This is a genomic window from Variovorax sp. J31P207, assembly GCF_030316965.1.
Lineage (GTDB): Bacteria > Pseudomonadota > Gammaproteobacteria > Burkholderiales > Burkholderiaceae_C > Variovorax > Variovorax ginsengisoli_B.
In genome coordinates this window covers 1-24335 of the sequence record NZ_JASZYN010000018.1, presented here as the reverse complement: position 1 = coordinate 24335, position 24335 = coordinate 1, and the positions used below count along the sequence as shown (strand labels likewise).

At 66.4% G+C, this 24335-nt stretch carries 26 protein-coding genes and 1 pseudogene; 10 read left to right on the top strand and 17 right to left on the bottom strand.

Annotated features, from left to right (window positions below; translation table 11 throughout):
• Positions 1-41 precede the first annotated feature (41 nt).
• Both tnpC and QTI68_RS35445 read left to right on the top strand, forming a co-directional pair.
• Positions 42-1673: an IS66 family transposase gene (tnpC, locus tag QTI68_RS35450; protein ID WP_286528726.1), complete on the top strand. Its 1632-nt coding sequence runs from the start codon at positions 42-44 to the stop codon at positions 1671-1673.
• 26 nt (positions 1674-1699) lie between these two features.
• Positions 1700-2077: a DUF4304 domain-containing protein gene (locus QTI68_RS35445; protein WP_286528724.1), complete on the top strand. Its 378-nt coding sequence runs from the start codon at positions 1700-1702 to the stop codon at positions 2075-2077.
• A 345-nt stretch (positions 2078-2422) separates the two neighbouring features.
• Here QTI68_RS35445 and QTI68_RS35440 read toward each other — a convergent pair whose 3' ends face one another.
• Together QTI68_RS35440 and QTI68_RS35435 are read right to left on the bottom strand one after the other, a co-directional pair.
• Positions 2423-3103, bottom strand: coding sequence for a hypothetical protein (locus QTI68_RS35440; RefSeq protein WP_286528722.1), 681 nt, complete (start codon positions 3101-3103; stop codon positions 2423-2425).
• Positions 3104-3161: 58 nt separating this feature from the next.
• The gene (locus QTI68_RS35435; RefSeq protein ID WP_286528719.1) at positions 3162-3449 is read right to left on the bottom strand and encodes a hypothetical protein; all 288 of its coding nucleotides are present in this window, start codon (positions 3447-3449) and stop codon (positions 3162-3164) included.
• 249 nt (positions 3450-3698) lie between these two features.
• Between QTI68_RS35435 and QTI68_RS35430 the strand changes: the two genes are divergently transcribed.
• The gene (locus tag QTI68_RS35430) at positions 3699-4478 is read left to right on the top strand and encodes a hypothetical protein (protein WP_286528717.1); all 780 of its coding nucleotides are present in this window, start codon (positions 3699-3701) and stop codon (positions 4476-4478) included.
• Between the two features lie 319 nt (positions 4479-4797).
• Here QTI68_RS35430 and QTI68_RS35425 read toward each other — a convergent pair whose 3' ends face one another.
• From QTI68_RS35425 to QTI68_RS35410, 4 genes are all read right to left on the bottom strand, one after another.
• The gene (locus QTI68_RS35425) at positions 4798-5790 is read right to left on the bottom strand and encodes a Bug family tripartite tricarboxylate transporter substrate binding protein (protein ID WP_286528715.1); all 993 of its coding nucleotides are present in this window, start codon (positions 5788-5790) and stop codon (positions 4798-4800) included.
• A 60-nt stretch (positions 5791-5850) separates the two neighbouring features.
• A complete protein-coding gene (locus QTI68_RS35420; protein ID WP_286528713.1) occupies positions 5851-6732 on the bottom strand; it encodes an isocitrate lyase/PEP mutase family protein in 882 nt (293 codons plus the stop codon).
• Between the two features lie 93 nt (positions 6733-6825).
• Positions 6826-7362, bottom strand: coding sequence for a LeuD/DmdB family oxidoreductase small subunit (locus QTI68_RS35415; RefSeq protein WP_286528711.1), 537 nt, complete (start codon positions 7360-7362; stop codon positions 6826-6828).
• Positions 7359-8648 carry a 3-isopropylmalate dehydratase large subunit gene (locus tag QTI68_RS35410; RefSeq protein WP_286528709.1) on the bottom strand — a complete coding sequence of 430 codons (1290 nt, stop codon included), beginning with the start codon at positions 8646-8648 and terminating at the stop codon, positions 7359-7361. The genes QTI68_RS35415 and QTI68_RS35410 overlap by 4 nt, the downstream gene beginning before the upstream one ends.
• 110 nt (positions 8649-8758) lie before the next feature.
• Here QTI68_RS35410 and QTI68_RS35405 point away from each other — a divergent pair, with 110 nt between their 5' ends.
• Positions 8759-9625: an IclR family transcriptional regulator gene (locus QTI68_RS35405; RefSeq protein WP_286528937.1), complete on the top strand. Its 867-nt coding sequence runs from the start codon at positions 8759-8761 to the stop codon at positions 9623-9625.
• Here QTI68_RS35405 and QTI68_RS35400 read toward each other — a convergent pair.
• Entirely contained in the window at positions 9622-10053 is a 432-nt protein-coding gene (locus QTI68_RS35400; RefSeq protein ID WP_286528707.1) for a hypothetical protein, read from the bottom strand. The genes QTI68_RS35405 and QTI68_RS35400 overlap by 4 nt on opposite strands.
• A gap of 35 nt (positions 10054-10088) precedes the next feature.
• Positions 10089-10508, bottom strand: a complete 420-nt coding sequence (locus QTI68_RS35395; RefSeq protein WP_286528705.1) for a hypothetical protein — start codon at positions 10506-10508, stop codon at positions 10089-10091.
• Positions 10509-10639: 131 nt separating this feature from the next.
• Between QTI68_RS35395 and QTI68_RS35390 the strand changes: the two genes are divergently transcribed.
• Positions 10640-10825: a hypothetical protein gene (locus tag QTI68_RS35390; RefSeq protein ID WP_286528703.1), complete on the top strand. Its 186-nt coding sequence runs from the start codon at positions 10640-10642 to the stop codon at positions 10823-10825.
• 12 nt (positions 10826-10837) lie between these two features.
• Here QTI68_RS35390 and QTI68_RS35385 read toward each other — a convergent pair whose 3' ends face one another.
• Positions 10838-12076: a TIGR03862 family flavoprotein gene (locus QTI68_RS35385; protein ID WP_286528701.1), complete on the bottom strand. Its 1239-nt coding sequence runs from the start codon at positions 12074-12076 to the stop codon at positions 10838-10840.
• Between the two features lie 129 nt (positions 12077-12205).
• Here QTI68_RS35385 and trxA point away from each other — a divergent pair, with 129 nt between their 5' ends.
• Entirely contained in the window at positions 12206-12538 is a 333-nt protein-coding gene (gene trxA / locus QTI68_RS35380; RefSeq protein ID WP_028253873.1) for a thioredoxin TrxA, read from the top strand.
• Between the two features lie 184 nt (positions 12539-12722).
• Complete coding sequence (rho, locus tag QTI68_RS35375) at positions 12723-13988, top strand: transcription termination factor Rho (protein ID WP_158722484.1); 1266 nt, start codon at positions 12723-12725, stop codon at positions 13986-13988.
• 26 nt (positions 13989-14014) lie between these two features.
• On the opposite strand, the gene QTI68_RS35370 is transcribed toward rho, so the two are convergent.
• Positions 14015-15076: an oxidoreductase gene (locus QTI68_RS35370; RefSeq protein ID WP_286528699.1), complete on the bottom strand. Its 1062-nt coding sequence runs from the start codon at positions 15074-15076 to the stop codon at positions 14015-14017.
• Positions 15077-15199: 123 nt separating this feature from the next.
• On the opposite strand from QTI68_RS35370, the gene QTI68_RS35365 reads away from it, so the two are divergent.
• From QTI68_RS35365 to QTI68_RS35355, 3 genes are all read left to right on the top strand, one after another.
• Positions 15200-15469 carry a type B 50S ribosomal protein L31 gene (locus QTI68_RS35365; protein ID WP_158722485.1) on the top strand — a complete coding sequence of 90 codons (270 nt, stop codon included), beginning with the start codon at positions 15200-15202 and terminating at the stop codon, positions 15467-15469.
• Positions 15470-15549: 80 nt separating this feature from the next.
• Entirely contained in the window at positions 15550-17295 is a 1746-nt protein-coding gene (locus tag QTI68_RS35360; protein ID WP_286528696.1) for a hypothetical protein, read from the top strand.
• Positions 17282-18646, top strand: coding sequence for an MATE family efflux transporter (locus QTI68_RS35355; protein ID WP_503011795.1), 1365 nt, complete (start codon positions 17282-17284; stop codon positions 18644-18646). The genes QTI68_RS35360 and QTI68_RS35355 overlap by 14 nt, the downstream gene beginning before the upstream one ends.
• Here the strand turns inward: QTI68_RS35355 and phoR are convergent.
• The 7 genes and pseudogenes from phoR to QTI68_RS35320 all read right to left on the bottom strand — a co-directional run.
• Positions 18630-19964 (bottom strand): phosphate regulon sensor histidine kinase PhoR, encoded by a 1335-nt coding sequence (gene phoR / locus QTI68_RS35350; protein WP_286528693.1) that lies wholly within the window; start codon positions 19962-19964, stop codon positions 18630-18632. The two genes, QTI68_RS35355 and phoR, sit on opposite strands and share 17 nt — an antisense overlap.
• Before the next feature lie 56 nt (positions 19965-20020).
• Positions 20021-20713 carry a phosphate regulon transcriptional regulator PhoB gene (gene phoB / locus QTI68_RS35345; protein WP_286528691.1) on the bottom strand — a complete coding sequence of 231 codons (693 nt, stop codon included), beginning with the start codon at positions 20711-20713 and terminating at the stop codon, positions 20021-20023.
• A gap of 18 nt (positions 20714-20731) precedes the next feature.
• Entirely contained in the window at positions 20732-21433 is a 702-nt protein-coding gene (gene phoU, locus QTI68_RS35340; protein ID WP_286528690.1) for a phosphate signaling complex protein PhoU, read from the bottom strand.
• Between the two features lie 9 nt (positions 21434-21442).
• On the bottom strand, positions 21443-22225 hold the full coding sequence (gene pstB, locus QTI68_RS35335; RefSeq protein WP_286528688.1) for a phosphate ABC transporter ATP-binding protein PstB: 783 nt from the start codon (positions 22223-22225) through the stop codon (positions 21443-21445).
• An 8-nt stretch (positions 22226-22233) separates the two neighbouring features.
• The gene (gene pstA, locus QTI68_RS35330) at positions 22234-23118 is read right to left on the bottom strand and encodes a phosphate ABC transporter permease PstA (RefSeq protein WP_286528685.1); all 885 of its coding nucleotides are present in this window, start codon (positions 23116-23118) and stop codon (positions 22234-22236) included.
• Positions 23115-24185, bottom strand: a complete 1071-nt coding sequence (pstC, locus tag QTI68_RS35325; protein WP_286528683.1) for a phosphate ABC transporter permease subunit PstC — start codon at positions 24183-24185, stop codon at positions 23115-23117. The genes pstA and pstC overlap by 4 nt, the downstream gene beginning before the upstream one ends.
• Before the next feature lie 21 nt (positions 24186-24206).
• Positions 24207-24335: pseudogene (locus QTI68_RS35320) on the bottom strand (phosphate ABC transporter substrate-binding protein PstS); the annotation flags it as partial.

The window sequence follows — 24335 nt, the reverse complement described above, 5'->3', positions numbered from 1 at the left end:
ACGCTCGCGTTCGATGTGGATCGAAGCAGGCGATGGTTCAGATGCCCACCGCCGAAGAATTCGCCGCTTTGCAAAAGGCCTTGGCCGATGCCATGGGCGAGTTGCGCATGGTGACCACCGAGCGCGACTTGGCATTGGAGCGGCTGAGGGCCTTGCAGGGTCAACTGTTCGCTGCCAAGAGCGAGGCACGCGGCACGGATCAGAAGGACTTGTTCCTCAACGAGGCTGAGGCGCTCGCTCCGACCGCGAAGACGCCGCCGGCGGAGAGCGACGACGAGGAATCGACGCCGGTCGCCGGGCACCAACGCAAGAAGCGCGGCCGCAAGCCGATGGATCCCGCACTGCCGCGCGACATCGTTCGTCACGAGCTGCCCGAGTCGGAGCGTGTCTGTGCTCACGACGGCCACGGATTGGTCGAGATCGGCGCCGAGGTCAGTGAGCAGATGCACGTCATCCCCGAGCAGGTGCGCGTGCTCCAGCACCACCGCATCAAGTACGCGTGCCCCTGCTGCGACCTGAGCCTGAAGGTCGCGCCGACACCAGCTCGCATCATCCCGCGAGGTCTCCTCACCGAGGAGGCGCAGGCTTGGGTCATCACGGGCAAGTACCAATTCGGCATGCCGCTGTATCGCACAGCCGTGCTGCTGCGTCGCTTCGGCGGCGACATCGCGAGCAACGCCCTGGCCGCCGGCGTCGTGCGCATCGGTCAAGCGGTGCAGCCCATCATCAACCTGCTGCGGGACCACCTGCTGGACTCCGATCTGATCTACGGGGATGAGACCACCGTCCAGGTGCTCAAGGAGCCCGGGCGCAAGGCGCAGACGAAGAGTTATATGTGGGCGCAGATGAACGGCAGCGGCCCGCCCGTGAGATTGTTCGCCTATGCGCCAGGTCGAGGCACCGAGCATGCCCGGAAGCTCTACGCCGGAATCCGGCGCGGCGCCACGCTCGTGAGCGATGGGTATCAGGTCTATGACGGCATCGCCGCGGAATATGGCCTCACGCATCTTGGATGCTGGACGCATGCGCGCAGATCCTTCATCAAGGCCGAGGAGGCGATCCCGAAAGCAGCCCGGTCACCGGACCAACTGGCGACACGCTTCATCAAGCTCATCGGCAAGCTCTACCGCGCGGAGGCGTTGGCCAAGGCCTGGACGCCACAACGTCGTCAAAGGCTGCGTGCGCGCTACAGCGCCGCGGTGGTGAGACAGATCGAGCAATTGCTGCTCGCCAATCTCCACGCCGTCGCACCATCGAGCCTGCTGGGCGAGGCGTTGCACTACCTGCACGGGCAGTGGTCCAAGCTCGTGCGCTTCCTGGACAACGGCGCCTGGCCTCTGGATACGAACCCGGTGGAGAATGCGATCCGGCCGTTCGTTGTCGGAAGAAAAGGCTGGCTCTTCGCCGACACCGTCGGCGGTGCGAATGCGAGCGCCAATCTGTACTCGCTGATCGAGACCGCCAAGGCCAATGGGGTCGAGCCGTACCGCTATCTTGTGGCCCTGTTCAAGAAGCTGCCACTGGCGCAAACGGCCGACGACTACGAGGCGCTGCTGCCCTGGAACATCTTCCCTCTGACGACTGAAACTTCGGTCGAGCAGCAGCGCACCGTCAACGTTGGCGGACAGTCTCGCACCATCCCGCCAATGCCAGAGTGCATCGACGGCCAATGACGAACGTGGTACTCCGGAGAGAGTCGATGACACTACCGCGCAAAGAAATGGACGCAGCCCTGAAAGCCGTACTTGTTCCAAGGCTTCGGGAACTTGGCTTCAAGGGAAGCTACCCTCATTTCGTTCGAGACTCCGTTGACCATGTTCATGTCGTCGGCCTACAGTTTAGTCAGTGGGGTGGCCAGTTCTATATTGAAGTTGGCCTTGGCAGCAAATCAGGTTTTGCGCTCGCCGACGGCACCCACGTCCCAGGTCATCGGCTTAAGTACTACCACGTTCCTCGCAGGCGCAGGTTCGGAGACGTGCCGTTCGACTATGAGACGCACGATGTAGCAGATGTTGCGGCCAGGGCCGCCGCCACAGTATCAGCCATCTCGGAATGGCTTGCTGGTCAGGACAGGTAGTCGGCTACACCCGGGATTCGAACACAGCATCAGTCGGCTCAAGGACGCGGTCCATTGATCGCTTACGTTTGGGAAGCCGTCCCAACCGTCTTTCCCGATGTCATGGGCGCTCCGTGCGACCCGGAAGACGGCTACCACTGTGCGCTCGCTGGTGCTGTTGTCGAAGCCGTGCGGCGCCGCCCTGATGTCCGGCCCCCAGGCTCCCCCTAACGCGGGCGTCAACGTGCGCGGTGCGTGCCCCAGTGGAAGCGCGAGGGGGGGCCAGGGGGGGATTCTCGCGGCCGGATTTGCTGGAGGGCGCTCTCGGGTTCTTGCTCCAAATCCAAAATCGAAAAGACCAATTGACTAAAGGTCGTCAAGCTGACGCGCAAAAAATTCCATCTTAGAGTTGGGCGGAGGCAAGAGCCCCTCAAACTCCCGAATGATGCTCACCACGGAGCGCACTGCCCACATCGCTGTGCCGTGGCTGACCCAGAGTTGAGGAAACAAGGCGCTGTAGCCCGTGAGGAAGGTGCCAGGCACGGCCTTGTTGACCAACAGCTTGCTCAAAGCAGCGTGCTTCGCTTTCTCGTCGGACCACTCTGCCTTGAAATGCGTCAACGCATCTCGCAACGCTTCGAGACAGCGAATGTTCTCCCACGTGGAAGTTCCTGTGTCGGGCGTGATTCCTTTTAGCAGGAGAGCGAACTTCAGTTTGTCCGGCGCACGCTTGCGTTCATAGGTTTTCCAAAGGTCCTGCATCACGGGTGCTTGGTACTCTGGGTAGTAGTCGGCGTAGTCTATAAACACCTCGTTCGCGTACGCTTCCAGACCCGCAAAGGACGTGAGCACACAGCCAACGGCATAGGAGAACATTTCGTCCCAGAAAGGGCCAAGCTCCGCTCCAGCGTTCGCCCTTTCGATCTCACCTACTTTCCGCGAGAAGAAGGCGGCGGTTAGCAGGTGCGAGATGCTGAAGTGGGCACGCTGGCGAGATGTGATGCCCCCCGCAAAACCGTCGCCACCCGTCCCTGTTAGTTCCGGCATTGAATTCCCGTGGACATGTTGAACTAAGAGCATGCCACATCCCGTAGGAAGGGAGCCTTCACGCCCTCGCTCGGAGAAACCTGCGGGGACCGAAACGCTGGATGATGAGTTCCCATCCGAATGCTTGCCAGACACTTCCATCCGGCATGGTCTCCAGGTGCGGCGCGGGCGGCAAGCCAGGTTCGCGATGAAGGTAGACCTCCAACGTCTGAGACTTGTAGTAGAAGCTCCCGCTGGTGATTTCCACCTGGCGTTTGTTGACGCGGTTGGAGGCGAAGCCGAATGTCAGTTCCATGATTTTCCCGTTGAGATGCACGCGCCGAAGTGACGCGACGGAGCGAATCATGCGCAGGAAATTCGGCGGAGGCTATGCGAGGAAGTACGCCTGGATTTCCGTGTGTTATCGTTCAATTTGATTGCACACAATCTAATTCTCTCGCTTCGTTGACAGTCGCGACAGGTTGATATTCTCGATGTCTTTCGCGTCGGCGGCCCCCACCGCCAGGCAGCATCCGAACCTGCGCGGAAGTGTGAGTTCGTGGCCGAGTGGCGGGCCTGCGGTAGATTCAGCATCTTTCAAATCGGGGAGCTATGCATGCGTCAGCATTTCTTGGTGGACTGGGCCTTCGGAATCCGCGGCGCAATCGAAGGGCTCGTTCGACAGAACTTTCCCCAAGACCTGCGGCAATGGCCGTTGCTTCAAGCGTTCGACTTTGAGGGTTTTCAACTGGACGAGAACTACGCTGTGATTGTCTTGAAGGACAAGCTGTCAGGCGTTCCTGCAGGAGGGGATGAACTGCGACGCTTCAACCACCAAGGCGCACCCGCTCTACCACCAAGGGTTGAAGACATTCAACTGTGGCAGTTCTTTTTCCGCACCAAGCTTGAACTTCGCAACGAGGACGGCGCCTTTCTCATTCCGATCCACGATTCGGGTAAGAGCGGTGCGCCGGCCGACTTCGATCTGTTCTCTGTCGCAGAGCAATTCTTCTGGAACCAACAACTGCAGTTTGTTGTTGCCAACTACAAAGCCCACCTTCACGCGATGAACAATCAAGCCCCCACCCCACCGTCACAGGTCACCTACAACGTAAGCGGCAGCAACGCACGTGTGAATATCAACTCTGCGGACTTCTCGCAAAACATCGTGCAGGCGCAATCGTCTGCCGAGGTGTTCGCCCTCATCGGAGAGGCGGTATCTAAGATTGCGGACCGGGACGCCCGTGAGGCGCTTGCAAGCTCCGCAAAGCAGATGCAAGAAGCGCATGGCACGAAAACTTTCCTGGAAAAGTACCAACGCTTTATGAGCAGCGCCTCCGACCACGCAACAGTGCTCGCACCGATATTTGCACCTCTGGCCGGACTGCTCACCTGACCTCACTCAGCGAGGCGCAGACCTGCACAGTGTGTTTGTGTCCGCCGCTCGGGGAGGTATCGGAAATGTGGAGTGCGGTGCTCTGATCGTCCACCATGCCCCGGTGCTACGATGTCCGCGGCTGTGCAACCAAACTGTAGAACCTAAAGATCGCGCAGCGCCTCCAACCTATTGATTTCATTAGGTTTTCTTTGGCGCGTGGCAGCGGTAAGGCTCGTCAACCTATAAAAAAGCCGTGAGCTTTCATTAGCTCACGCGCTGACAAGGACTTGCAAGTCCTCCCTGTCGATCCGCGAAGCTGAAGCCGCAGGCCTCTCGGTCAGTCGAGTTGCAGGCCGGCCGCCTGCGCTGCCTTGGGGAGCACCGCCAGTTCGCGCTTGAGCACCTCCGCGAAATCCGCGGCGCTGTTGCCGCTGACCGGCGCCACGCCGCCGAGTTCGTTCAGCCGCTTGCGAAAGCCCGGTTCGGCGACGATCTGCGCGATCTTCTCGTTCAGGAGCTTCACCACCGGCGCCGGCGTCCTGGCCGGCGCCACCACGCCGAACCAGACGTCGAAGTCCACGCCCCCTGGCACGCCCTGCTCGGTCAGCGTGGGGATGCCCGGCCACAGCTCGGATCGGCCGTTGCGCAGCACGCCGATGGCGCGCAACTTGCCTGATTGCACGAAGCTCCGCGCATCGCCCGTACCCAGCAGGCCCCACGCCACCTCGTTGGCCATCAGCGCCTGCACCAGCGGCGCGCCGCCCTTGTAAGGCACGTGCACGAAGTTGCCGTTCGCGTGCGCGTTGATCGATTCGGAAGCCAGGTGCGACAGGCCGCCCGCACCGGCCGAACCGTAGGCCAGCCCATCCTTGCCGGCCTTCTTGCCGGCCGCCAGCAGTTCCTGCACGTTCTTGTAGGGGGAGTTTTCCGGCACGACCAGCAGCAGCGGCGCCAGCGAGACCTGAGCGACCGGCACGAAGTCCGAAGCGGCGAAGCCGGCTTTCTTGTAGATCACGGGATTGATCGACAGCATCCCCGTCAGCGTCATCGCCAGGGTGTGGCCATCGGGGCTGCTTTGCGCCACGGCGTTCATCGCGATGTTGCCGCCGGCGCCGGGGCGGTTCTCGACCACGATGGACTGGCCCAGTTCCTCCTGGAGACGAGGGACAAGCATGCGCGCCGCCACGTCGGTCGCGCCACCCGGCGGGTACGGCACGACGATTCGGATCGGCTTCGTCGGATAGGCGCTGCCCTGCGCCATCGCCGCGCCGAAAGCCAGCGCCAGAGTGCCGGCCACCACGAGGTGGCCCATCAGCTTGAAAGTACGCACGTTTGCTCCTGATCGTTTTGCTGGGAGGAAAGGAAGAAATGGGTCGAAGAAGTCGCGCCGTCAGTGGCTGCCGCCGACTTCGTAGTGGGCCTGCCGCTCCTCGAGGGCATGCCAGCCGATGATGTCCTTGAAGGCCGCCATCGTCGTCTGTTCGAAGGGCAGACCGTCGAAGTCGCCGGAGCGTCGCCGCGCCAGTTCCTGCAGGTTGCCGCGCACCGCCTGCACGATGCTCAGGAGGCTGGCGATGGGGTAGGTCGCGAAGGCCGCGACTTGCTCGATCTGGGCCCGGCTCAGCGACGTCATCCAGGTGCCCGCCATGAGCTGCAGCGACAGGCGGCGGCCGCACACCTCTCGCAGCTGGACCAGTTGCTCGTAGCTGTCGAAGGTGCGCGAGATGGGCTGGATCAGATCGGCGCCGGCTTCGGCATACCGGGCCGCACGTTCGAGGGCCTCGCCCGCATCCATCGCGTCGGTGCGCGCGACGATGAGCAGGTCGGCGTCCTGGCGCGCGTCCACCGCGGCCTTGATGCGCGCCACCGCCGCCTCCATCGACACCACGATCGATTGCGTGGCCGCAGCCGGGCAGCGCTTGGGGCTGACCTGATCTTCCAGCGAGAGCGCGGCCACGCCGGCCTTCTCGAACTCGCGCACGGTACGCCCGACGTTCAGCACGTTGCCGTAGCCGGTATCGGCATCGGCAAAGACCGGCTTTCGAACCGCATTGACCATCCGGTTGACGGTCGCCACGTTCTCGCTCAGCGTGTAGAGCTCCATGTCGGGCTGCCCGAGCAGCGAGGCGGAAATGCCGAAGCCCGTGCTGAAGACGCCATCGAAGTCCGACTGGTCGACCAGCAGTGCGGACAAGGCATCCTGAGCGCCGCCGAACCAGAAGGTGGGGCCGTGGGTAATGCGTTGGCGAAGCGCCTGGCGGCTTGGGGTCATCTCGATACTCCAGAAGATCGTGCCCTTGTCCGAGACGGTCCGCGGCACGGTTGATTGAGAAAAGTCCGCATGGCGCGCGGGGCGCCGATGGGGTCAGGGCGCATGCGCCTCGGGGTTCTCGGCTTTCGCGATGCGCGTCTTGAGATAGGGGATCAGGCCGCCCGCGTCGAGCATGCCGCGCTCGGATGCCGAAAAAGGCTGAAGCGGCAACGTCTCACCGGTACGGGTGATGCTCACTTCGCTGGTGTCCCAGTTCACTTCCAGCGCATCGCCTCGCGCAACCGCGGCGCGGATGCCGGAACAGGTGACCAACGGAAAGCCCATGCTCATTTCTCCGCGGAAGAATCCCGGCGAGAACGACTCCGCGATCACGCAGGAAATTCCCAGGTGCCGCATCGCACGCATGGCCGGATAGTGCGGATGGCCGTAGCCGAAGTTGCGCCCGCCGACGAGCACGTCCCCCTTCCGCACGGTGCTGGCGAAGTCGGGCAGGTAGTCGGCCATTGCCAATGCGGCAAGTTCCGACACGTCGGTGATCTTGATGTTGCGCACCCCGACGATCAGGTCGATGTCGAAATCGTCTTCGTCGAAGATCCAGGCCACGCGCCCGCGCAGGTTGGCGAGGCTCATGCGGCGGCTCCGGCGACATTGGCCACTTCGGCCAGGTACGGGCGCGGATCGGCGATGCGGCCCTCCAGCGCAGATGCCGCCACCACGGCCGCGTTGCAGATGTAGATCTCGGAATCGACGCTTCCCATGCGGCCCGGCGTGTTCAGCGTGCCGGTGGACACGGCGCGCTGGCCGGCGCTCATGGTGGCGATCCGGCCGAAGCAGTAGTCGCAGCTGGGCGAGCTGATGAATGCGCCGGCTTCGACCAGGCATTCGATCAGGCCTTCGCGTGCCGCCGCCGCCATGATGGCCTTGGATGTCGGCACCACATGCAGCTGGAAGCCGGGCTGGATGCGGCGGCCGCGCAGCACCTGGGCCGCCACGCGCAGGTCTTCCAGCCGCCCGCTGGCGCAAGAACCGAGGTAGCCGGTATGAACCTCCACCCCGACGTAGTCCTTGAGGTCGCGCGTGTTCGCCGGGCTGGGCGGCACCACCACGATGGGCTCGAGCGTGGACACATCGATGGTCACGACACGCTCGTAGACCGCATCGGCGTCGGGATAGACCGGCGCCAGGTCGACCTTCGAGCGGCCCTCCACGTAGGCCAGGGTCTTCGCATCGGGTGCGATGAGCATGGTGGTCGCGCCAAGGAACATCGCCTGGCCGCAGATAGTCTGACGGCCTTCGATGCTCATCTGGTCGATGACGGGACCGCAGAGTTCGACGGCCTTGAAGCAGCAGGAAGCCGGCCCCATCACGCGCACCATCTGGTGGAACACGTCGCGCGCCATCACGCCGGGCTGAAGCGTACCGACCAGCTCCACCTTGACCGTCGCCGGTACGGTCATCGTCACGTTCTCCGTCACGAAGGATTCGATCACGCCCTTGCGGGCGCCGAACGCGAAGCTGCCGAAGGCACCCAGCTGGCTGACATGGCCGTCGAAGTGCACGACGAAGCCGCCCGGCGTGGCATAGCCCAGCTCGGCCGCCACCTGGTGGCCGATGCCTTCGCGCTCGTAGACCGGAACGCCCTGCTCCTTGCCCCAGGCGCGGGTGATCTTGTGCAGCTCTTCTTCCTTTGGCGCCGCAGCCGGGACCATGTGATCGATGAAGAGGACGAATCGCTCCGGGCTGGACACCTTCTCGATGCCGAAATCCTCGCGCGTCTCCTTGAAGAAGACGTCGGTGTAGCCGGGAAAGTCGTAGGCGATGACGAAGTCGGGGCGCGCCGTGATTTCTTCGCCCGGCGTCACGCTCTCCTTGCCGGAGGCGCGGGCCAGGATCTTCTCGGTCATCGTGTGGGGCATTGTCGATTCCGTTTGACTCCCACTATGTGGGAGGTTTTCGTTTGTCAGTGCTTTCGACTATATTGATCTCCCCTTTGATATCGTTCGGGTGCAACCCGAATTACTGCCACATGGTGGAAACTAAAGACAAGCCAGGCAAAAGGCGCGGGCCCGCGACTCCCGAAGTTCCGGAGCAACAGGCGAGAAGCGGCACCCAGAGCATCGAGCGGGTGGTGGCCATGCTGCGCGTGATCGCAACGCGCGGGCGGCGCGGCATGCGCATCGCGGACGTCGTCGACGTCAGCGGCCTGCCGATGTCCACCTGCTTTCGCATGCTCCAGCGACTGGAACTCGAAGGACTGGTGTATCGCGATCCTCTGACGCGCAAATACCACCTGGGCCCGCTGCTCTACGAGCTCGGACTGCTGGCGCAGCCGCGCTATCAGCTGAGCGAACTGTGCAACGAGGCGCTGCAGCTGATCGCCGACCAGACGCAGGACACGGTCTACCTGAGCGAGCGGCGCGGAGCCGAATCGATCTGCACCAGCCGCGCGCTCGGCGACTACCCCATCAAGGCGCTGACGCTCGACGTCGGCATCCGCCGGCCGATGGGAGTTGGCGCGGGTGGGCTCGCCATCCTCAGCGCGCTGCCCGAAGCCGAAGCCGATCACATCGTCGATGCCAGCGGCGCGCAGTATGCGAAGTTCGGCGCCGCCTTCGACCCTGGCTTCCTGCGTGCGGCACTGATCGAAAGCCGTGCCCGCGGCTATTCGTTCCTGGACAGTGCCGCAACGCCGGGCACCGCAGCCGTAGGCGTTGCCTTTCCGCCCAAAAACCCCATCGCCGCCATCAGCGTGGCTGCCATATCGAGCCGGCTCGGCCCCGAGCGGCGGGTCGAGGTGGCGAAAATCATCCAGAAGCAGGTTCGCGGGATCTGCGCACTGCTGCGTGCCGATGTGCCGTCGGCGGCGGTCGGACAGCGGAAACAGGCCATCTAGCGCGTCATGCGCCCGCCCCCTTCGCCCAAGGCCAGCGACAGGTAATGCCGCAGGTAGCGAGCGCGGGCCTCACACCCCCAGTACGCCCCGAGCGCAGCCAGCTGGGAAATCCGCACGCAACCGAGCTCTTCGTGCGACGCCTCGGGGCATGCAAGCAGCACCGGAAGCATCACGGGGACCGGCGCGGGCCGGTGGGTGGCGATCGATTGCCGCACGCCATGCGCCAGTTCGTCGGCGGACGGGCTCAAGGCAAGCCGCACATCCGATATCGGCACCCAGACGGCGCCCCGGTGAGGCAGGACGCGAATGCGGGGCCGCTCTTCGAAGGCGGTCTCCCACTGGGACTCGATGTAGATCGGGACCAGGGGCCGCTGGGGCGGTCGCGGGCGCGCACAGTCCATGGCCAGCGCCAGAAGCTTGGTGAACATGGGCCGGCCCGAAGAACGCTGCTGCGGCGCCACGATCAGCCGGGACGCCGGGTCGCGTCCGGGCGACCCGGCGCGGCTTCATCGGCAATGCGCTCGAGTTCCGAGAGGATCGCCCAGGCCTCGCCCTCTTCCCCGTCCAAGGCCTCGGTCAGCAGTTCGACTGCGAAATCCATCTGCATGGGCGTGAAGAACTGCGCCACCATGCCCAGGGTCTGGTTGGCGCCGCGCGGCGGGCGGCCCGATGCGGCCTCGGCCAGGAACAGGGCCCGGATCAGGTTGACCTGCGGATAGCTCAACGCCTGCTCGCCGCAGTCGTGCAGGTATGCCGTCAGTGCGCGCGCAGCGCGCCGGCAGGCCTTCGATGCCTCGGGGCTCAGGGCGGCGGCCTGTGCATCGGCGCGGCCGCCTCTGTCCAGCAGGTCCGCGGCGGCGTGTTTGGGGTGGGTCGGGCTCATGACCCTAGCATCAACGAGGTTGCTGAGGACTGCCTTAAGTCGAAGGTATCGGTCGCGAGCTCGAGATACTGTACTTTTATACAGTTATTTCTGTAGAATGAACCGCCCCACCACCACGCCGAGGCGAGACCATGCACCACCCCACACCCTCGTCGAACGCCGGCAGGGTGCTGCCGTTCGAGCCTCGGCCCCGCATTGCGAGGCGCACGTCCTGGCCGTTTCCGGTGGCCTGCGAGCCGCCCGCGGCGCCGCAGATCAGGGCCCGGGCGGCACAGGTCATCGCCACCACCGCCCGCCACTGGCTGGGCCTGCCCTGAGGCGAACGGACGCTACTTCAAGCGCGCCAGCACGCCGCGCGCGGCCGCTGCACCGCTGGCCATCGAAGCGGTCAGCAGGTAGCCGCCGGTCGGAGCCTCCCAGTCGAGCATCTCGCCGGCGAAGAAAACGCCCGGCAGCGCGACCCCCATCAGCTGGTCGTCGAGCGCATCGAAACGCACGCCGCCGGCGGTGCTGATCGCCTCGTCGATGGGTCGCGCGGCCTTCAGCCGGAGCGGCACCGCCTTGAGGGTCTCGGCCAGCTTGTCCGGCGCATGCATCTCGTCGCGGTTGAGCACCTCGTGCAACACACCGGCCTTGATGCCCTCGATGCCGAGCCGGCTCTTCAAGTGACTGGCCAGCGACCGTGCGCCGCGTGGGTGCAGCACCGCGGCGCGCACCTGCTCGGCGCTGCGATCGGGCAGCAAGTCGAGCATCAGCGTGGCGCTGCCGCGCTCCGCGATCTCGTCGCGCAGCAAGGCCGATGCCGCATAGACCAGGCTGCCCTCGATGCCGGTGGCGGTGGCGACGAACTCGCCCTTGCGCGCGAAACTGCGACCGTGCGAATCGCTGAACGCGATCGCCACGGACTTGAAGGGCATGCCGGCGAAACGCTCGGCGAAGTGCGGCGTCCAGCCGAGGTCGAAGCCGCAGTTGGCCGGTACCAGGGGCGCCACCCCGACGCCGCGCCCGGCCACCCATGGCACCCAGGCGCCATCCGACCCCAGCCGCGACCAGCTGGCGCCGCCGAGCGCCAGCACCACGGCGTCATGGGAGACCGCAGCTTCGCCGTCCGACGCGGCGAAGCGCAGCGTGGTGGCCGCGGCCTGCGCGTCGGCCCAGCCGAGCCAGCGATGGCGCATGTGAAAGCGCACGCCGGCCTGCCGCAGCCGATGCAGCCAGGCACGCAACAGCGGCGCGGCCTTCATGTCCTTCGGGAACACGCGCCCCGAGGTGCCGACGAAGGTCTCGATGCCCAGGCCCTGCGCCCAGGCCCGCACCTGGTCAGGACCGAAGGCGCGCAGCAGCGGCTCGATCTGCGCATTGCGCTCGCCGAAGCGGCCGGCGAAGCGTTCGAAGGGTTCGGAATGCGTGAGGTTCAGGCCGCCACGTCCCGCCAGCAGGAACTTGCGCCCGACCGAGGGCATGGCGTCGTAGAGATGCACTTCGACGCCTTCGGCAGCCAGCGTTTCGGCGGCCATCAATCCGGCGGGGCCGCCACCGACCACCGCGACTTTCTTTACTTGGTTCATGCGTCGAGTGTCACCGCTTTGCCTATCGGCGCCATAGCCTGGGGGCCGACCACGCCGCCACTTGGTTTCTGTCACAATGACCTGCACTTTGGCGACACCGAAACTCTCCGCGCAGAAGGACACAACCCCATGGCCAGCGACCTCATCAAACACATCTCCGACTCCTCCTTCGAAGCCGACGTGCTCAAGTCCGGCAAGCCCGTGCTGGTCGACTACTGGGCCGAATGGTGCGGCCCGTGCAAGATGATCGCGCCCATCCTCGACGAGGTGTCCAACACCTACGAAGGCAAGCTGCAGATCGCCAAGATGAATGTCGACGAGAACCGCGACATCCCCGCCAAGTTCGGCATCCGCGGCATCCCCACCCTGATGCTGTTCAAGGACGGCCAACTCGCCGCCACCAAGGTCGGCGCGATGAGCAAGGCGCAACTCACGGCCTTCATCGACCAGCAGCTCGCCTGAAGCCTTGTCCGGCTGCCTGCGCGCAATGCGCCGGCAGCCGCCGATTTTCCTGTCATAATCTCCCGCAGATCACCGGCCCTTCCAGGGACCCGGTTCGAGTTCCCCGGTTTGTGAGGCATTTCTCGCCTCTCCTCAAACCTCCCCCTCCTGGTTTCAGACTGATTTCCCCGCACGGGGTCATTCCATGCACTTAAACGAACTCAAGGCACTCCACGTGTCCGAAGTCCTCAAGCAGGCCGAAGCCCTTGAGATCGAAAACGTCGGCCGCATGCGCAAGCAGGAGCTCATGTTCGCGATCATCAAGAAGCGCGCGAAGGCCGGCGAACAGGTGTTTGCCGACGGCGTGCTCGAGATCCTGCCCGACGGCTTCGGCTTCCTGCGCAGCCCCGACACCAGCTTCACCGCCAGCACCGACGACATCTACATCTCGCCCAGCCAGGTGCGGCGCTTCAACCTGCACACCGGCGACATGATCGAAGGCGAAGTGCGCACGCCCAAGGACGGCGAGCGCTACTTCGCGCTGACCAAGCTCGACAAGGTCAACGACGGCCTGCCCGAGAACAACAAGCACAAGGTCATGTTCGAGAACCTGACGCCGCTGTTCCCGAAGGAGCAGATGAAGCTCGAGCGCGACGGCTTCAAGGGCGAAGAGAACATCACCGGCCGGATCATCGACATCATCGCCCCCATCGGCAAGGGCCAGCGGGCCCTGCTGGTGGCGCCGCCCAAGAGCGGCAAGACCGTGATGATGCAGCACATCGCGCACGCGATCAGCGCCAACTACCCCGAAGTGCACATGATGGTGCTGCTGGTGGACGAGCGGCCCGAAGAAGTGACTGAGATGCAGCGCACCGTGAAGGGCGAGGTCATCGCCTCGACCTTCGACGAGCCCGCCGCGCGCCACGTGCACGTCGCCGAAATGGTGATCGAGCGCGCCAAGCGCCTGGTCGAACTCAAGAAGGACGTCGTGATCCTGCTCGACTCGATCACCCGCCTGGCCCGCGCCTACAACAACGTCGTGCCGTCGTCGGGCAAGGTGCTCACCGGCGGTGTCGACTCCAACGCGCTGCAGCGGCCCAAGCGCTTCCTCGGCGCGGCCCGCAACGTCGAAGAAGGCGGCTCGCTGACGATCATCGGCACCGCCCTGATCGACACCGGCAGCCGCATGGACGAAGTGATCTTCGAAGAGTTCAAGGGCACCGGCAACTCCGAAATCCACCTCGACCGCCGCCTCTACGAAAAGCGCGTGTTCCCCTCGATCCAGCTCAACCGCAGCGGCACCCGCCGCGAAGAGCTGCTGCTCGCGCCCGAGATCCTGCAGAAGACCCGCATCCTGCGCCAGCTCATGTACAACATGGACGAGATCGAGTCGATGGAGCTCATGCTCAAGAACATGAAGGCGACGAAGACCAATGTCGAGTTCTTCGACATGATGCGTCGCGGAGGCTGAGAACGCCTCCTCGCGCTGACGCCTTGTCAGCGCGCCGCCAGGGCCCGGCCTTCCGCCGCGCTCTGGCGACCCAGGTCGAGCAGTTCCATCAGCTCGACCGCCTGCTCCGGGGTCACCGGATTCGGGCCCTTCCCCAGAATCGCATCGCGCACCGCCGCGTAGTAGCTCACGTAGTTTCCCGCCTGCGTGGGCAGCTTCTGCGTGCGTGCGCTGCCATCCAGCCCCACCAGCGTGAGTTCGCCGTCGACCGGGTCGGCGCCCCATTGGGCATCGCCGGGCCGGCCGCCGGCGCGCAGCGCGTCTTCCTGCGGATCGACGCCGCGCTTCAGGTAGCTGCCACGGGTGCCGTGCACGATGTAGCGCGGCGCCGGGAACGCCGCCAGCGTGGTCGCGTGCAGTACCACCCGCAAGGGCGCGTGCTCGCCGCTCTCGTAGCGCAGCACGGCATGAAAATAGTCTTCGACCAGCGCCCGCTCGCGCAGCGCGGCGGTGTCCAGCTGCAGCGTGTCGGGCCGCCCGAAGAGCTGCACCGCCTGGTCAACCAGGTGGGCCCCCAGATCGACCCACAGGCCGGCGCCGGGCACCGGCTGTTCGCGCCAGCGCTCGCGCACCTGCGGCCGGAAGCGATCGAAGTGCGATTCGAAGAACACCGGACGACCGAGCTCGCGGCGCGCGAGCAGTTCGCGCAGGCTCAGGAAGTCCGAGTCGAAACGCCGGTTCTGGTAGACCGACAGCAGCCGCCCCTGGCGTTTCGCCAGCGCCGCGAGATCGCGCGCCTGGGCCGCATCGAGGGTGAAGGGCTTGTCGACCACCACGTGCTTGCCGGCCTCCAGCGCCGCCCGCGCCACCGGATGATGCTGGGCGTTGGGGGCGGCCACCACCACCAGGTCGATGTCGCTTCGACGCAACAGCGCACCGATATCCGGGACCACGTCGACCCGGGGCCAGTCGGCATGCACCTTGTTCGGCTGGGAGCTGGCCACGGCACCGAGCTCGAGCCCCGGAACCGCCGACAGCACGGGCGCATGAAAAGTCTGGCCGGCGAATCCGTAGCCGACCAGGCCGGCCTTCAGGGTGGGAGATGGCATGTTGAAATGGGCCTCTGGCGCTGAAACAGGCCAGTATGCGATAATTGCGGGCTTAGCGAAAAGTGCTCTCGTTGGCGTCCTGCCCGGCAAGTGGCTCTCGCATCGACCCAAAGGATTTGAATCATGGCTAAAGAAGGCATTCACCCCAACTACCGCGAAGTTCTGTTCGTTGACCTCTCGAACGGCTTCAAGTTCGTGACCCGTTCGTGCGCGAACACCAAGGAAATGGGCAAGACCGACGACGGTCGCGAACTGCCTCTCTTCAAGCTCGACACCTCGAGCGAGTCGCACCCCTTCTACACCGGCACGCAAAAGTCGGTCGACAACATGGGTGGCCGCGTCGAGAAGTTCCGCAACCGCTTCGGCAAGACGACCGGCGCCGCCTCCAAGTAAGGAGGGCGCTTCCGCGTCGAGGGCAGCCCGGTTTACCGCGCTGCCCTTTTTCACATCTGCCTCCCTCGAACTCCCGACCCTTGAACCAGCCGACGCCCGCGATCGTTGCCCAAAGCGCCGTGCGCCGCCTGCCGCGGATCGCGCTGCTGCTGCTGTGCGCGGCCTACCTGATGCCGGGGTTGCTGGGCCGGGGGCCATGGAAGAGCGCCGATATCGCGGCCTTCGGCTTCATGGCCGAGCTCGCCCAGGGCGGCAGCGGCCTAGCCCGCTGGTTCGATCCGATGCTGCTGAGCCTCAGTCCCGAGACGCCGGCGCTGCTGCCCTACTGGATCGGCGCCTGGGCGATCAAGATCGCACCGGCCTGGATCAATCCCGACCTCGCAGTGCGGATCGCCTTCGCCCTGCTCCTGGCCGGTGCCTTTGCCGCCACCTGGTATGCCGCCTACTACCTGGCGCGCACGCGGCGGGCGCAGCCGGTGGCCTTCGCCTTCGGCGGCGAGGCCCGGCCCACCGACTATGCGCGGGCCATCGCCGACGGCGCCCTGCTGGCGCTGATCGCCTCGCTGGGCCTGGCGCAGCTGGGGCATGAAACCACGCCGGCGCTGGCCCAGCTGTTCTTCGCCGCGCACCTTTTCTACGGCGTCGCGGCGCTGCCCTATCACCGCATCGGCGCCTTCGTCGCGTTGCTGGTCGGCAGCCTCGGCCTGGTGCTGTCCGGCGGGCCGACGGTCGGGCTGGCGCTGGGTCTGGGCTGCGTCGGGGTGCTGGTCGCCGAGCGCCGCCGCAGCAGCGACGATGAAGAGCCCGAATCCGAGCCGACCTACAGCCGCGGCGCCATCGCTGCCGTGTTCGGCACGACGCTGCTGGCCGCGGCGCTCGGCGCCGGGCTCGGCCTCTTCCAATGGAAGATCGACCTGCCTGGCAGCGACCCGAACGTGCGCCTGATCGCCGACTTGCGCGACCAGGCCAAGCTGCTGCTGTGGTTCACCTGGCCGACCTGGCCGCTGGCGGTGTGGACGCTCTGGCGCTGGCGCCGGCAGCTGCTCGCGCGCCACGTGGCGCTGCCGCTGTGGTTCGCCCTGGTACCGCTGCTGGCGACCTGGACCACCGACTTCTCCGAGCGCTCGCTGCTGCTCGGGCTGCCGGCCCTCGCCACGCTGGCGGCGTTCGCGCTGCCGACCCTGCGCCGCAGCGTGGCGGCGCTGATCGACTGGTTCACGCTGCTGTTCTTCACCGGCTCGGCCATCATCATCTGGGTGATGTGGGTGGCGATGCAGACCGGCGTGCCGGCCAAGCCGGCCGCCAACGTCGCCAAGCTGGCGCCCGGCTTCGTGCCGAATTTCTCGGCCGTGGCCTTCGTCTTCGCGCTGGTCGCGACGCTGGCCTGGGCCTGGCTGGTGCGCTGGCGCACCGGCCGCCATCGCGCCGCGCTCTGGAAGACCCTGGTGCTGCCGGCCGGCGGCGCCGCGCTGTGCTGGATGCTGCTGATGACGCTGTGGCTGCCGCTGCTCGACTACGCGCGCAGCTACATCCCCCAGGTCCATGCGATCTCCGAAAAAGTCGGCCAGACCGAATGCATCTCCGAACTCGCGCTCAGCCGGCCGCACATCGCCGCGCTGCGCTACCACGGCAATTTCAAGCTGAGATCGCTCACCACCGAGGCGCCCTGCCCCTGGCTGCTGGTGAGCCCGGCGGCGATCGCCCGCCTGCATGACATCGTGAGCCTCGACGGCTGGCGCCTGATCGGCACGCTGCGCCGCCCGACCAGCCCGAGCGACGACCTGCTGCTCTACCAACGCATCACGCCGGCCGGTGGCGGTGGCTAGCAAGCCGGGCGCCAGCCGGGATCGAGGCCTGATCGCACGCCACGCCGCGACGGTGCTGGTCGGCCAGCTCGCGGTGATGGCTTTCGGCGTCACCGACACGATCGTGGCCGGCCGCTATGCCGAAGGCGCACTGGCCGCCCTGTCGGTCGGCTCGGCGATCTTCATCAGCGTCTACGTCTCGTTGATGGGCGGGCTGCAGGCCCTGCTGCCGATCTGGGCCGAACTGCACGGTGGCCGGCGCACCGCCGAAGTCGGCCGCTCGGTGCGCCAGTCGCTCTACCTCTGCGCCGCCGCGATCGCGCTCGGCATGGGGCTGCTGCTCTTTCCCGCACCGCTGCTGCGCTGGACCGAGGTGCCCGCGGCCATGCGCGAGGACGTCGAGGCCTACCTCCAGGTGCTGGCCTTCGCGCTGGCGCCGGCGCTGCTGTTCCGCGTCTTCAGCACCCTCAGCCAGAGCCTGGGCAAGCCCCAGCTCGTGACCTGGCTGCAGCTGGCGTCGCTGGGCCTGAAGCTGCCGCTGTCGATCTGGTTCGCCTTCGGCGGCGCCGGGCTGCCGGCGCTGGGACTGGTGGGCTGCGGCTGGGCCACGCTGGTGGTCAACTACGCGATGCTCGGCGCCGCCGTCTGGCTCCTGCGCAGCGACCCCTTCTACACCGGCTACCGCTTCTGGCAGCGCATCGAGCCGCCCGACTGGCCGCAGCTGCGCCAGTTCGCCCGCCTGGGCGTGCCGGCCGGGCTCTCGGTGCTGGTCGAAGTGACGTCCTTCACCCTGATGGCGCTGTTCATCGCCCGGCTGGGCACCGCGGCTTCGGCGGCCCACCAGATCGCCGCCAACCTCACGGCGGTGGCCTACATGGTGCCGCTGTCGCTCTCGATCGCGACCAGCGCACGCGTCAGCTACTGGCTCGGCGCCGGCGACGCCGCGCTCGCGCGGCGCGCCTGCGCCCGCGGCTTCGAGCTGACCGTGCTCTTCGCCTTGCTGTTCGCGGGCGCGATGGCGGCACTGCGCTGGCAGCTGGCCGCCGTCTATTCGGCCAACCCGGCGGTGATCGCGCTCGGCGCCACGCTGCTGCTGGCCACCGCGCTCTATCACTTCGCGGACGCGCTGCAGACGTTGTGCGTCTTCGTCCTGCGCTGCTACCACGTCACGGTGACGCCGCTGGCGCTGTACTGCGCGCTGCTGTGGGGCATGGGGCTGGGCGGCGGCTACCTGCTGGCTTATCGCGGCATCGGCCCCTGGGCCGCGATGGCGTCACCGCTCGCCTTCTGGCTCATGGGCGCGGCGGCCCTGGCGCTCACGGCCGGCCTGTTCGTCGCACTGCTGCTGGCGACGCTCAAGCGACGGCGCTGAGGGGCGTCGCCTGCCGCAGCCGGGCCGGCGGAAACACCAGCGCGAAGCGCGAGCCCTTGCCGACGGTGCTCTCGATGCGCAGTTCGGCGCCGTGGCGCTGGGCGATGTGCTTGACGATCGCCAGCCCGAGGCCGGTACCGCCGGTCTCGCGCGAGCGGCTGCGGTCGATGCGGTAGAAGCGCTCGGTCAGCCGCGGCAGGTGCTCGGCCGCGATGCCCGGACCGCTGTCGCGCACCGCGTACTCGCCACGGCCGTCGGGCAGCAGGCGCCAGCTGACGGCGACCTCGCCGCCGCCGGGCGTGTAGCGGATCGCGTTGCTCAGCAGGTTGGACATGGCGCTCTGCAGCTCGGTCGGCGCGCCGGCGATCTCGGAGTCGGCTTCCATCGAGAACGACAGCCGATGCCCGTGCGAGCTCAGCCGGCTCGACAAGCCCCTGCCCTCGTCCTCGCACTGCGCCATCAACGCCCGCATGCGGGTCCAGCGGGTCGCAGGCGGGGCCGCGCTGCCCTCCAGCCGCGACAGGGTCAGCAGGTCGTTGACCAGCGTCTCCATGCGGTGCGACTGCTGCGACATCAGGCCTAGGTAGCGGGCCCGCTCCTCGGCGTCGAGCGGCAGGTTCTGCAGCGTCTCGACGAAGCCGGCCAGCACCGTGAGCGGGGTGCGGATCTCGTGCGAGACGTTGGCGACGAAGTCTCTCCGCATCGCTTCGGCCTGCTCGAGCGAGGTGATGTCACGCGTCAGCAGCATGCGGCGGTTGCCGGCATAGGGGTGCACCTGCACCGACAGGCGGGCCGGATGGCTGCGCTGCTGCGGCCCCTGGGCATCGATCACGACGTCGCGGCTGTAGTTCCAGGACGCCAGGTAGGCCACGAACGCCGGGTCGCGCACCAGGTTCGCCATGTGCTGCAGCAGGTCGCGTTCGGCATCGATGCCGAACTGGCCGGCGGCCGTCTGGTTGCACCATTCGATGCGGCCCTGCTCGTCGAGCAGCACGACACCGTTCGGCGAGGCCTGGATGGCGGCCAGGAATTCCTGCAGCCGGTCTTCGGCCTGGCGGGTCTGCTGTTCGCGGTCGCGCAGCAGCTTTCGGATGCGCTCGGACAGTTCGCCCCAGACGCCCGCGCCGCGCGAAGGCAGCCCGGCCGCATCGCGGCGCAGCACGTTCAGCAGCCGCTGGGCGCGCCAGGCATCGAGCACCAGCCACAGCACGGCGCCCAGCCAGGCGCCGAGCCAGGCGTGGCGCCAGTTCAGCAAGGCCGTGGCCAGGCCGCCGCCAAGGGCGGAAGCAGCGAGGAAGGTAGCGATACGAAACGGCATGCCGGACGATTATCCCGCCCGGCCGCAGCCGGCCAGGCCTCTGGCGCGATCGGTGCTCAGACGGTGGCCTGGGCGGTGAGCCGGTAGCCGGCGCCGCGCACGGTCTCGACCATCGGCGCGGCCGCACCGAGCGACTCGCGCAGGCGCTTGACGTGCACGTCGACCGTGCGCTCCTCGATGTAGACGTGGTCGCCCCACACCTTGTCGAGCAGCTGGGCCCGGCTGTGGACGCGCTCGGCGTGCTGCATCAGGAAACCCAGCAGCTTGAATTCGGTCGGCCCGACCTTCAGCGGCGCGCCCTGCCAGGTGACGCGGTGGGTGGCGGTGTCGAGCACCAGTTCGCCGATCTCGACCCGCTCGGCCACGGCCTCGGGCGCCCGGCGGCGCAGCACGGCGCGGATCCGCGCCAGCATCTCCTGGGTCGAGAACGGCTTGGTGATGTAGTCGTCGGCGCCGGCATCGAGCCCGGCCACCTTGTCGGGCTCGTCGCCGCGCGCGGTCAGCATGAGGATCGGGATGGACTTGGTGCGCGGGTCCTTGCGCCACTGACGGGCCAGCTGCAGGCCGCTCTGGCCCGGCAGCATCCAGTCGAGCAGCACCAAGTCGGGCAGGAAGGCGTCGATCTCGCGCTGGGCGGCGGCACCGTCCTCGGCCCAGATCGGCTCGAAGCCGTTGTGGCGCAGGTTGACCGCGATCAGCTCGGCGATCGACGACTCGTCTTCGACGATCAGGATCCTTGGTTTCTTCATGAATTCAATGTCTGCCGGTCACTGCAACGCCGACTCGATGGCTTCCATCGAAGTGTGCCGCACATCGGCACCCTTGACGATGTAGATGATGAACTCGGCGATGTTCTTGGCGTGGTCGCCGATGCGCTCGATCGCCTTGGCGAGGAACAGCAGGTCGAGGCTGGCGGAGATCTTGCGCGGGTCTTCCATCATGTAGGTGACCAGCTTGCGCACGAAGCCGTCGAACTCCTTGTCGATCAGGTCGTCGTCCTTGAGGATCGACAGCGCCGCCGCGGTGTCCAGGCGCGCGAAGGCGTCGAGCGCCTTGCGCAGCAGGCCGGAGGCCAGGTCGGCGGCGATGCGCAGCTCGGTCGAGGGCAGCGCGCGGGCCGAGCCGCTCTCGATGATCGACTTGACCATGCGGGCGATCTTGTTGGCTTCGTCGCCCACGCGCTCGAGGTTGGCGGTGGTCTTCGAGATCGCGATGAGCAGGCGCAGGTCGCGCGCGGTCGGCTGGCGGCGGGCGATGATCGACGACAGCTCGCGGTCGATCTCGATCTCCATCGCGTTCACGCGGTGCTCGGTCTCGGCGACCCGCTCGGCCGCCTCGGCGTCGAATTCCTGCAGCGCGTAGACCGCCTGGTGGATCTGGGCCTCGACCATGCCGCCGAGCTCCATCACGCGCGACGAAACCGTGTTGAGTTCGCTGTCGAACTGGCTGGAAAGATGCTTCTCGGTCATGTCGTCCCCTTAGCCGAAACGGCCTGTGATGTAGTCCTCGGTCTCCTTGCGCTTCGGCTTGAAGAACAGTTCCTCGGTGGCGCCGAACTCGATCAGGTCGCCCAGGTACATGTAGGCGGTGTAGTCGCTGCAGCGCGCTGCCTGCTGCATGTTGTGCGTCACGATGACCACGGTGTACTCGCTTTTCAGTTCGGCGATCAACTCCTCGATTTTCGCCGTGGAGATCGGATCGAGTGCCGAGCAGGGTTCATCGAGCAGCAGCACCTCGGGCTTGATCGCGATGCCGCGGGCGATGCACAGGCGCTGCTGCTGGCCGCCCGAGAGGCCGGAACCGCTCTGCTGGAGCTTGTCGCGCACCTCGGTCCACAGGGCCGCCTTCTTGAGCGCCCATTCGACCCGGTCGTCCATCTCGGAGGCGCTGAGGTTCTCGAACAGCTTCACGCCGAAGGCGATGTTGTCGTAGATCGACATCGGGAACGGCGTCGGCTTCTGGAACACCATACCGACCTTGGCGCGGATCAGGGCCACGTCCTGCTTGGAAGTGAGCAGGTTCTCGCCGTCGAGCGCGATCGTGCCCTCGGCGCGCTGCTCGGGATAGAGCTCGAACATGCGGTTGAAGGTGCGCAGCAGGGTCGACTTGCCGCAGCCCGACGGGCCGATGAAGGCGGTCACCTTGTTCTCGGGAATCTCGAGGTTGATGCCCTTGAGCGCGTGGAACTTGCCGTAGTAGAAGTTCAGGTCCTTGACCGAGATCTTCGAGCGCGTCGGCTGTGCGAGGGTGGTGGTAGGCATGGTTTTTCTTAGAGCTTGTTGCGCGTCAGGACCCGCGCGAGGATGTTGAGTGCCAGCACGGCGACGGTGATCAGGAACACGCCGGCCCAGGCCAGCTGCTGCCAGTTCTCGTACGGGCTCATCGCGAACTTGAAGATGGTCACCGGGAGGCTGGCCATCGGCTGGGTCACGTCGGAGGTCCAGAACTGGTTGCTGAGCGCGGTGAACAGCAGCGGCGCGGTCTCGCCGGCGATGCGGGCCACGGCCAGAAGGATGCCCGTGACCACCCCGGCGCGGGCGGCGCGCAGCGTGATGCTGAGGATCACCTTCCACTTCGGCGTGCCGAGCGCGTAGGCGGCTTCGCGCAGGCCCGGCGGCACCAGTTGCAACATGTTCTCGGTGGTGCGGATCACGACCGGGATCACGATCAGCGCCAGCGACAGCGCGCCGGCCAGGCCCGAGAAGGACTTGAAGTAGGCCACCACCACGGCGTAGACGAACAGGCCGATCACGATCGACGGCGCCGACAGCAGGATGTCGTTGACGAAGCGCACGATGGTCGACAGCCAGCCCTTGGGGTTGTACTCGGCCAGGTAGATGCCGGCCATGATGCCGATCGGCGTGCCGACGAAGGTCGCCATCAGGACCATCACCAGCGAGCCGAAGATCGCGTTGGCGATGCCGCCGGCCTCGTTCGGCGGCGGCGTCATTTCGGTGAGCGTGCTCAGGGCCAGGCCGCCGACGCCAAGGCGCAGCGTTTCCCAGAGGATCCACACCAGCCAGAAGACGCCGAAGGCCATCGCCGCCAGCGACAGGGTCAGGGCGACGAAGTTGACCCGCTTGCGGCCGGCGAAGCGCGCCGCGCGGGTCTCTTCCAGCGTCTTGGCGTTCAGGAGGCGTTCCGCAGTGGTCATGATTTGGTGCCCTCGCTCTTCTTCATCTGCGCCAGCAGCAGCTTGGACAGCGACAGCACCACGAAGGTGATGAAGAACAGCACCAGGCCGAGGTACATCAGCGAAGCCTGGTGCAGGCCGGCGCCGGCTTCGGCGAACTCGTTGGCCAGCACCGAGGTGATGCTGTTGGCAGGCTCGAAGACCGACAGGGAGTTGAGCTGGTTGGTGTTGCCGATCACGAAGGTGACCGCCATCGTCTCGCCCAGCGCCCGGCCGAGGCCGAGCATGATGCCGCCGATGACGCCGGCCTTGGTATAGGGCAGCACCACCTTGGAGACCACTTCCCAGGTGGTGGAGCCGAGGCCGTAGGCCGACTCCTTGAGCAGCGGCGGCGTGACCTCGAAGACGTCGCGCATCACCGAGGCGATGAACGGGATGATCATGATCGCCAGGATGATGCCGGCCGACAGGATGCCGATGCCGACCGGCGGCCCCGACACCAGCGCGCCCAGGTAGGGCACGCCCTCGAACAGCTTCTGCAGCGGCTGCTGCACATAGGTCGACAGGATCGGGCCGAACACCAGCAAGCCCCACATGCCGTAGACGATCGACGGCACCGCGGCCAGCAGTTCGATCGCCGTGCCGAGCGGCCGCTTGAGCCAGGCCGGCGACATTTCGGTCAGGAACAGCGCGATGCCGAAGCTCACCGGCACCGCGATCAGCAGCGCGATCAGCGAGGTCGCCAGCGTGCCGTAGATCATCACCAGGCCACCGTACTGGTCCTGCACCGGATCCCAGACGCTGCTGGTGAGGAAGCCGAGGCCGAACTTCGAGATCGCGGGCCAGGCGCCGACCAGCAGCGACAGCAGGATGCCGATCAGCATCGCCAGGGTCAGCAGTGCGGCGCCCTTGGCGGCCCAGCCGAACAGGCGGTCAGTGGCGGGGCCGCTGCGCGGCCGCTTGGCCGGCGGCGGAGTGACTTGGGCACGGGCGCGCTCGGCCGAGAGGTCGAGCGGGCTGGCGCCGGCGGGGAATGTGGATGACACAGGTCGCTCCGAAGCCGGCGCACGATCAAGCGGTGTGCTCATGCGCGCCGGGGGGTGGTGGTCTTACTTGATCGCGACGGGCTTGCCCGACGCGTCCTTGATGTCACCCCAGGCGGTGGCGATGGCGCCCTTCACCTTGTCGGGCATCGGCACGTAGTCCAGGTCGCCGGCGGTCTTGTCGCCGTTCTTGTA

Excerpts from the sequence above, each read along its gene's own strand:
- tnpC (WP_286528726.1), top strand. The coding sequence starts at position 42 with ATGCCCACCGCCGAAGAATTCGCCGCTTTGCAAAAGGCCTTGGCCGAT.
- QTI68_RS35445 (WP_286528724.1), top strand. The coding sequence starts at position 1,700 with ATGACACTACCGCGCAAAGAAATGGACGCAGCCCTGAAAGCCGTACTT.
- QTI68_RS35440 (WP_286528722.1), bottom strand. The coding sequence starts at position 3,103 with ATGCCGGAACTAACAGGGACGGGTGGCGACGGTTTTGCGGGGGGCATC.
- QTI68_RS35435 (WP_286528719.1), bottom strand. The coding sequence starts at position 3,449 with ATGATTCGCTCCGTCGCGTCACTTCGGCGCGTGCATCTCAACGGGAAA.
- QTI68_RS35430 (WP_286528717.1), top strand. The coding sequence starts at position 3,699 with ATGCGTCAGCATTTCTTGGTGGACTGGGCCTTCGGAATCCGCGGCGCA.
- QTI68_RS35420 (WP_286528713.1), bottom strand. The coding sequence starts at position 6,732 with ATGACCCCAAGCCGCCAGGCGCTTCGCCAACGCATTACCCACGGCCCC.
- QTI68_RS35415 (WP_286528711.1), bottom strand. The coding sequence starts at position 7,362 with ATGAGCCTCGCCAACCTGCGCGGGCGCGTGGCCTGGATCTTCGACGAA.
- QTI68_RS35410 (WP_286528709.1), bottom strand. The coding sequence starts at position 8,648 with ATGCCCCACACGATGACCGAGAAGATCCTGGCCCGCGCCTCCGGCAAG.
- QTI68_RS35405 (WP_286528937.1), top strand. The coding sequence starts at position 8,759 with ATGGTGGAAACTAAAGACAAGCCAGGCAAAAGGCGCGGGCCCGCGACT.
- QTI68_RS35400 (WP_286528707.1), bottom strand. The coding sequence starts at position 10,053 with ATGTTCACCAAGCTTCTGGCGCTGGCCATGGACTGTGCGCGCCCGCGA.
- QTI68_RS35395 (WP_286528705.1), bottom strand. The coding sequence starts at position 10,508 with ATGAGCCCGACCCACCCCAAACACGCCGCCGCGGACCTGCTGGACAGA.
- QTI68_RS35390 (WP_286528703.1), top strand. The coding sequence starts at position 10,640 with ATGCACCACCCCACACCCTCGTCGAACGCCGGCAGGGTGCTGCCGTTC.
- QTI68_RS35385 (WP_286528701.1), bottom strand. The coding sequence starts at position 12,076 with ATGAACCAAGTAAAGAAAGTCGCGGTGGTCGGTGGCGGCCCCGCCGGA.
- trxA (WP_028253873.1), top strand. The coding sequence starts at position 12,206 with ATGGCCAGCGACCTCATCAAACACATCTCCGACTCCTCCTTCGAAGCC.
- rho (WP_158722484.1), top strand. The coding sequence starts at position 12,723 with ATGCACTTAAACGAACTCAAGGCACTCCACGTGTCCGAAGTCCTCAAG.
- QTI68_RS35370 (WP_286528699.1), bottom strand. The coding sequence starts at position 15,076 with ATGCCATCTCCCACCCTGAAGGCCGGCCTGGTCGGCTACGGATTCGCC.
- QTI68_RS35365 (WP_158722485.1), top strand. The coding sequence starts at position 15,200 with ATGGCTAAAGAAGGCATTCACCCCAACTACCGCGAAGTTCTGTTCGTT.
- phoR (WP_286528693.1), bottom strand. The coding sequence starts at position 19,964 with ATGCCGTTTCGTATCGCTACCTTCCTCGCTGCTTCCGCCCTTGGCGGC.
- phoB (WP_286528691.1), bottom strand. The coding sequence starts at position 20,713 with ATGAAGAAACCAAGGATCCTGATCGTCGAAGACGAGTCGTCGATCGCC.
- phoU (WP_286528690.1), bottom strand. The coding sequence starts at position 21,433 with ATGACCGAGAAGCATCTTTCCAGCCAGTTCGACAGCGAACTCAACACG.
- pstB (WP_286528688.1), bottom strand. The coding sequence starts at position 22,225 with ATGCCTACCACCACCCTCGCACAGCCGACGCGCTCGAAGATCTCGGTC.
- pstA (WP_286528685.1), bottom strand. The coding sequence starts at position 23,118 with ATGACCACTGCGGAACGCCTCCTGAACGCCAAGACGCTGGAAGAGACC.
- pstC (WP_286528683.1), bottom strand. The coding sequence starts at position 24,185 with ATGAGCACACCGCTTGATCGTGCGCCGGCTTCGGAGCGACCTGTGTCA.